Origin of the sequence: Nocardioides sp. (assembly GCF_031422975.1) — a bacterium.
Classification (GTDB): domain Bacteria; phylum Actinomycetota; class Actinomycetes; order Propionibacteriales; family Nocardioidaceae; genus Nocardioides.
Genome location: NZ_JANPEO010000196.1, coordinates 1 through 6,952 on the forward strand (window position 1 = coordinate 1; position 6,952 = coordinate 6,952).

Genomic DNA, 6,952 nt, shown 5'->3' on the forward strand with positions numbered 1-6,952 from the left:
GGCTCGGTGAAGGCTTCGGGCGTGCCCTGCGGCACGGGGACGCCCAGGCCGTCGCGCAGGCGGGCGATGTCCTCGATCGTGGTCCAGCGTTCCTCGCCGGCGATGCGTACGGCGACCACGCGGCGTGCGTCGGCCAGGCCGGTCAGCCAGCTGTGCACCTCGGTCGCGCCCTGGTCCGTCACGCGGGCACGGACCTCCTCGAGCGTCAACGGCCCGAGGAGGCGCAGCAGGTCGGTGACCGCCTCGGCGGTGCGTGCGCGTCGGTCCGGGGCCAGCCACTGGAGCTCGGCCTCGACCTCGGCCAGCACCTCGGGGTCGAGCAGCTCGCGCAGCTCGGCGCGGCCGAGCAGCTCCGCCAGCAGTCCCTGGTCGAGGCTGAGTGCCGCGGCTCGGCGCTCGGCGATCGGGGAGTCGCCCTCGTAGACGAACTGGGCGACGTACCCGAACAGCAGGCTGCGGGCGTAGGGGCTCGGCGTCTGGGTGGAGACGTCGACGACGGTCACCTCGCGGCGGTCGATCCGGCGCAGGAGCGCGGTGAGTGCGGGCAGGTCGTAGACGTCCTGGAGGCACTCGCGGATCGCTTCGAGGACGATCGGGAAGCTGGGGTACTTCGAGGCGACCTCGAGCAGCTGGGCGCTGCGCTGGCGCTGCTGCCACAGCGGGCTGCGGCGGCCCGGGTCGCGGCGGGGGAGCAGAAGGGCACGTGCGGCGCACTCGCGGAAGCGACTGGCGAACAGGGCCGAGCCGCCGACCTCCTGGGTCACGAGCTGCTCGATCTCGTCGGGTTCGAACACGATCAGGTCGCCCAGCGGCGGCTCCTGGTCGGTGTCGGGGATGCGGATGACGATGCCGTCGTCGGAGGCCATCGCCTGGCCATCGACGTCGTATCGCTCACGCAGCCGGGCGTTGATGGCGAGCGCCCACGGCGCGTGCAGCGGGGTGCCGTAGGGCGAGTGGACGACCAGTCGCCAGTCGCCGAGCTCGTCGCGGAAGCGCTCCACCACGATCTGGGTGTCGCTCGGCACGACGGTGGTGGCGTCGCGCTGCTCGGTGACGTAGGTGACGAGGTTGGCAGCGGCATAGGCATCGAGTCCTGCTTCGGCCACGCTCGCGCGGGCGTTGGCCTCGCTCTGGGTCGCGAGACCGCGGGTGAATGCGCCGATGGCGGCACCGAGCTCGGCGGGACGGCCCAAGGTGTCGCCCTTCCAGAACGGCAGTCGGCCGGGGATGCCGGGCGCGGGCGTGACGAGCACGCGGTCATGGGTGATGTCCTCGATCCGCCAGCTGGTCGCGCCGAGCGCGAAGATGTCGCCGACGCGCGACTCGTAGACCATCTCCTCGTCGAGCTCGCCCACGCGGCTCTGCTTCTCACCGACGAGGAAGACCCCGAACAGCCCACGGTCGGGGATCGTGCCGCCACTGGTGACGGCGAGTCGCTGCGCTCCCGGCCGGCCCGAGATGGTGCCGTTGACGCGGTCCCACACGATGCGCGGGCGCAGCTCGGCGAAGTCCTCGCTCGGGTAGCGGCCACTGAGCAGGTCGAGGGTCGCGTCGAAGGCGGAGCGGGGGAGAGCGGAGTACGACGCAGCGCGCCGTGTCAGGTCGAAGAACTCCTCGACCGACCAGTCCTCCATGGCGGTCGCGGCCACGACCTGCTGGGCCAGGACGTCGAGCGGGTTGGTGGGCACGTTGAGCTTCTCGATCGCGCCCTCCCGCATGCGTTGGACCGAGACGGCGGTCTGCGCGAGGTCGCCCCGGTGCTTGGGGAACAGCACGCCCCGGCTGACCTGGCCGACCTGGTGCCCGGCCCGGCCGACACGCTGCAGCGCACTGGCCACGCTCGGCGGCGACTCGATCTGGATGACCAGGTCGACGGCGCCCATGTCGATGCCGAGCTCGAGGCTGCTGGTTGCGACCACGGCGGGGAGTCGCCCACGCTTGAGGTCGTCCTCGATGATCGCGCGCTGCTCCTTGGAGACCGAGCCGTGGTGCGCCTTGGCGATGATCGTCTCGGCGCCCGAGGTGGCGCCGGACTGGGCCATGATCTGCGCCGGCGGGTGGGAGGCTTCAGGAACCAGGGAAACGAGGCCCGCCCGCTGGGTCGCGATCTCGTTGAGCCTCGCCGTCAGCCGCTCGGCCAGTCGCCGGGAGTTGGCGAACACGATGGTCGAGTGATGCTGCTCGATGAGGTCGACGACGTGTTCCTCCACGTGCGGCCAGATGCTGGTGGCGCGTCCGGGGTCGCCCGACTCCTCGTCGTACTCCCCGGGCATCGTCATGTCCTCGACGGGCACGACCACCGTGAGGTCCCACTCCTTGGTGGACGGGGGCGCGACGATCTCGACGGGCGCCGTGCCGCCGAGGAAGCGAGCGACCTCCTCGAGCGGTCGCACGGTGGCGCTGAGTCCGATCCGCTGGGCCGGCCGCTCCAGCAGTGCGTCGAGACGCTCCAGGGTGAGTGCGAGGTGGGCGCCGCGCTTGGTGCCGGCGACGGCGTGCACCTCGTCGATGATCACGGTCTCGATGCCGCGCAGCGTCTCGCGCGCCTGGCTGGTGAGGATCAGGAACAGTGACTCCGGGGTGGTGATCAAGATGTCCGGCGGCCGGGTCGAGAGCCGTCGGCGGTCGGCCGGGCTGGTGTCGCCGGAACGGAGACCCACCGTGACCTCGGGCAAGGGCGTCTGCAGCCGATCGGCCGTGTGCCGGATGCCGGTCAGGGGCGCGCGCAGGTTGCGCTCGACGTCGACGGCCAGCGCCTTGAGCGGGCTGACATAGAGCACCCGCGTGCGCTTGGTCTTCTCCTCGGGCGGCCCCGCGGTGAGCAGCTTGTCGATGGCGAAGAGGAAGGCGCTGAGCGTCTTGCCGCTGCCTGTCGGCGCGACGACCAGCGCGTGCCTGCCGTGGGCGATCGCGTCCCAGGCCCCCGCCTGCGCCGGCGTCGGGGCCGCGAAGGCAGCCTCGAACCACGTGCGCGTGGGGGCGCTGAAATGGTCGAGGGCGTTCATGGGCCCAAGTCTGGCCTACGCCACCGACAACGGCCCCGATGCGCCCTCCGCGCAGGGGTTGTGCCGTTGGCGTGGCTGCCTACTATCGACGGCATGCCTACCAAGACCTCACCCGCCCAGACCTTCCACGTGCCCGGCCTCTCCGCCAAGGAGAGCACCACCGTGGTCACCTCACTGCAGGATCGGCTCTTCGCCTACACCGATCTCCACCTCGTGCTCAAGCACGTGCACTGGAATGTCGTCGGCCCCAACTTCATCGGTGTGCACGAGATGCTCGACCCGCAGGTGGATGTGGTCCGAGGCTACGCAGACGCGGTCGCCGAGCGGATCGCGACGATGGGCGGCACCCCGATCGGCACGCCCGGCGCCCTCGTCGACGCGCGCTCGTGGGACGACTACGAGCTCGGCAAGGACACCGCCCAGGCGCACCTCGGCGCCCTCGACCTCGTCTACACCGGCGTGATCGAGGACAACCGCAGGGCGATCGACGTCGTCGGCGAGATCGACCCGGTGACCGAGGACCTGCTCATCGGCCAGACCGGTGAGCTCGAGCAGTTCCACTGGTTCGTGCGCGCACACCTCGAGAACTCCGCCGGCCAGCTCGCCACCGAGGGAGCCAGCACCGAGACCGAGGCCGCGGATGCCGCTCGAGAGCCGCAGCGACGCACCCGGCAACCGCGCAAGAAGGCCTGAGCGCGTCGAGGCTGTTGCGTTGACCGTCTCTCTACGCTGAGCGCATGACGGACCCGGGGGACCAGGAGTTCAGGACGTCGCTCGCGCGACTCGTCAAGCAGTTGCTCAAGGAGGATGAATCGCCCAAGCGTGGGACGCCGTTGCTGCCCATTCTCGACGAACACCTCGGTTCGCCTGCCGATGAGATGCCAGTCGTGTTCGAGCGGATCGACGTCCACCGCTGGGCCGACGTCGACATCGCCCTGGAGGCCATCGTGGCCCGCGACCCCCACGCCCGGCTGGTGGGCGTCGGCGGCGGCGACCGGCACCACATGTCGCTGAGCGACCTGATGGCCAACGCCGAGTGGGGCCGGTTCCGGCAGGGCCAGGTGGATCGCCTCAGCGTCGCCATCGGGCCGGACTCCGAACGCGCGACGATCGCGTTCGGTCTGCACTTGTTCAGGTATGGCGACGAGCCGGTACTCGTCCTCCAGCGGGGTCACAACCCGCAGCACGGAGGGGAGGCGCGCGTCGAGGTCGTCACCAGCAAGCCCGAGGTCGCGTCACGGCTGCTGGCCGAGTTGCGTGAGCTCTCGCTCGAGAAGAGCGTGCTGCGCGGACAGGTGATCAGCTTCAGCGGGAACCCCTACGAGCACTCGATGAGCGGCATCACGTTCTCCCGTCGGCCCGACCTGACGGCCGATCGCGTGATCCTGCCGGCGGGCACGCTCGAGCAGGTGCGCTCACACGTCGTGGGGCTGGCCGAGCATCGTGAACAGTTGCGCGCCATGGGTCAGCACCTCAAGCGAGGCATCCTGCTCTACGGCCCTCCCGGCACCGGCAAGACCCACACCGTGCGGCACCTGATCGGCGCCGTGCCAGAGACGACCGTCATTCTGCTGTCGGGCACCAACCTCGTGCACGTCGGCAGCGCAGCACAGATCGCGCGCGCCCACCAGCCGGCGATCGTCGTGCTGGAGGACTGCGACCTGATCGCGGAGGATCGCGACCACGGCCAGTTGGGTGGCGGTGCGTCTCCGCTGCTCTTCACCCTGCTCGATGCGATGGACGGTCTCGACCAGGACGCCGACGTCGTGTTCCTGTTGACGACCAACCGCGTGGAAGCGCTCGAGCATGCCCTCGCGCAGCGACCGGGCCGGGTGGACCTGGCGGTCGAGATCCCGTTGCCCGATGCGGGTGCCAGACGGGCGCTGATCGGTCTGTACGCGGCCGAGGTGGGCTTCGGTGAGGACGCCATCACGGCTGCGGCCGACGAGGCCGAGGGGACCACCGCTTCCTATGCCAAGGAGTTGGTACGCCGCGCGGTGCTCCACGCAGCCATGGCTGGCCACCAGCCAACGGGTGACGACCTCGTCGCCGCCAGTCAGGAACTACGGGCGGACAGCGCCGTACTCACCCGGGCGCTGCTCGGCTCGCAGTGAGCACCCCTGGCTGATCGGCAGTCAGGCGCACGCTCAGGCCCGCGGCTGGTAGCGCGAACTGCCGAGACCCCGGGTTTGGGCGGGACCGACGAGAGGGGCGCGGACAGGTCAGTCAATGACCGCGTCCAGCTCGACCTCGACCAGCCACCGGTCGTCGAGCAGGGCCGCGACGACCACCATCGTGGAGGCCGGTAGGACCGCGCCGAAGACCTCGCCGTGGACCGCGCCGACTGCATTCGCGTGCGCGCCGTCCACGAGGTACTGCCGGGTGCGGATGACGTCCTCGCGGGTGCCGCCAAGATGGACCAGCGCCTCCAGGGCGATCTCCCAGCACCGACGTGCCTGAGTGGCTGGGTCGGGGTCCACGTGGCCGTCGGGCCACACGGGTGCCGTACCGCTCACGGCAATGGTGTGACCGAGACGGACGCCGCGCCGGAACCCGATCGCCTCCTCGTACGGCGACTGGGAACCGACGTCTGTTCTGTCCATGTCCTGAGGGTAATCCGCGCGCGAACCCACCGACGCCAGGCGCGTCGGTCACCGCGACCTGGCGGCGATGACGACGGCCTGCGGGTCCTTCTCGTCCGGCAGCGCCCGGCGTCCCAGGTGCGCCACCGGGTCGAACCCGGCGGTGGCAAGCACGTCGGTCACCTGGCCGAGGCTTCGGTGAAAGCGCATGAGTGAGACGTCGTGTCCCAGCGCGCGATAGCCGGTGGCGACGTCGCGGGATCCGCTGCCGACCTGGAACGCCAGCAGGACGAGGCCGGCCGGACGGACCACGCGTGCCGCCTCGGCCGCGATGCGGGGTAGGAGCTCATCGGGGGAGTGGATCACGGAGTACCAGTACAGCGCTGCGTCGATCGACGCGTCGGCGTACGGCAGATCGACGATCGAGCCGACGGCGAACGGAAGGTCCGGGTGGTCGCGTCGCGCCATCGCCACCATGCCCGGCGAGACGTCGAGGCCGACCACGTTGCAGCCGCGGTCGGCGAGGTAGCGGCTCATCCGGCCGGTCCCGCAGCCGGCGTCGAGCACAGTCGCAGTGCACCCGAGCCGGCCGATGAAATGGTCGATCATCGCCAGGTCGAGCGGGTCCTCCGGCTCGGTGGTGGGGAAGCGCGCGGCGTAGTCGACTGCCACGGCGTCGTAGGTCGAGACCACCTGTGTGAAGTCCCCGATCTCCATGCCGCGAGTGTGGCAGCAGGTATCGGATCGGCGAGTGTCGGTCCGGTGACCTAGGGTCGACGACTGTGAGTGAATCGATGATCCTGGCGCGGGGGCTGCGCAAGTCGTTCGGTGACTTCGAGGCTGTGAAGGGGATCGACGTCGACGTACGCCGCGGCGAGGCCTTCGGCTTCCTCGGGCCCAACGGGGCGGGCAAGTCGAGCACGATGCGGATGATCGCCAGCGTCAGCCCGATCAGCGGCGGCACGCTCGAGATCCTCGGGATGGATCCGGCCAAGGACGGGCCGGCGATCCGCGGGCGGCTCGGGGTCTGCCCGCAGGAGGACACGCTCGACAATGAGCTCAACGTGCGCGACAACCTCTACATCTACGGCCGCTACTTCGGGATCCCCAAGGGCGAGGTCAACAGCCGGGTCGACGAGCTGCTCGAGTTCGTGTCGCTGACCGAGAAGGCCAGGTCCAAGGTGGAGGACCTGTCGGGCGGTATGAAGAGGCGCCTCACGATCGCCCGCAGCCTCGTCAACAAGCCCGAGCTGCTGCTGCTCGACGAGCCGACCACCGGCCTCGACCCGCAGGCACGGCACGTGTTGTGGGACCAGCTGTTCCGGCTCAAGCAGGCGGGCGTCACGCTGGTCATCACCACGCACT

General features: G+C 70.3%; 6 protein-coding genes. 3 read left to right on the plus strand and 3 right to left on the minus strand.

The annotated features are described in order from the left end of the window. On the minus strand, window positions 1-3,005 hold a 3,005-nt coding region (locus RMO85_RS06040), incomplete at its 3' end, for a DEAD/DEAH box helicase (protein ID WP_310527459.1). Between the two features lie 93 nt (window positions 3,006-3,098). On the opposite strand from RMO85_RS06040, the gene RMO85_RS06045 reads away from it, so the two are divergent. After that, window positions 3,099-3,698, plus strand: coding sequence for a DNA starvation/stationary phase protection protein (locus tag RMO85_RS06045; RefSeq protein ID WP_310527467.1), 600 nt, complete (start codon window positions 3,099-3,101; stop codon window positions 3,696-3,698). Window positions 3,699-3,742: 44 nt separating this feature from the next. Then, window positions 3,743-5,119 carry an AAA family ATPase gene (locus RMO85_RS06050; RefSeq protein ID WP_310527474.1) on the plus strand — a complete coding sequence of 459 codons (1,377 nt, stop codon included), beginning with the start codon at window positions 3,743-3,745 and terminating at the stop codon, window positions 5,117-5,119. Window positions 5,120-5,227: 108 nt separating this feature from the next. Here the strand turns inward: RMO85_RS06050 and RMO85_RS06055 are convergent, their stop codons facing one another. Next, window positions 5,228-5,608, minus strand: coding sequence for a RidA family protein (locus RMO85_RS06055; RefSeq protein WP_310527476.1), 381 nt, complete (start codon window positions 5,606-5,608; stop codon window positions 5,228-5,230). 48 nt (window positions 5,609-5,656) lie between these two features. After that, complete coding sequence (locus RMO85_RS06060; protein ID WP_310527477.1) at window positions 5,657-6,304, minus strand: methyltransferase domain-containing protein; 648 nt, start codon at window positions 6,302-6,304, stop codon at window positions 5,657-5,659. 77 nt (window positions 6,305-6,381) lie between these two features. Here RMO85_RS06060 and RMO85_RS06065 point away from each other — a divergent pair. Further along, window positions 6,382-6,952, plus strand: a 571-nt coding sequence (locus tag RMO85_RS06065) for an ABC transporter ATP-binding protein (protein ID WP_310527481.1), incomplete at its 3' end; no start/stop codon positions are given.

Bases quoted from the DNA above. Each gene is read 5' to 3' on its own strand.
- RMO85_RS06060 (WP_310527477.1), bottom strand. From the start codon at position 6,304: ATGGAGATCGGGGACTTCACACAGGTGGTCTCGACCTACGACGCCGTG.
- RMO85_RS06055 (WP_310527476.1), bottom strand. From the start codon at position 5,608: ATGGACAGAACAGACGTCGGTTCCCAGTCGCCGTACGAGGAGGCGATC.
- RMO85_RS06045 (WP_310527467.1), top strand. From the start codon at position 3,099: ATGCCTACCAAGACCTCACCCGCCCAGACCTTCCACGTGCCCGGCCTC.
- RMO85_RS06050 (WP_310527474.1), top strand. From the start codon at position 3,743: ATGACGGACCCGGGGGACCAGGAGTTCAGGACGTCGCTCGCGCGACTC.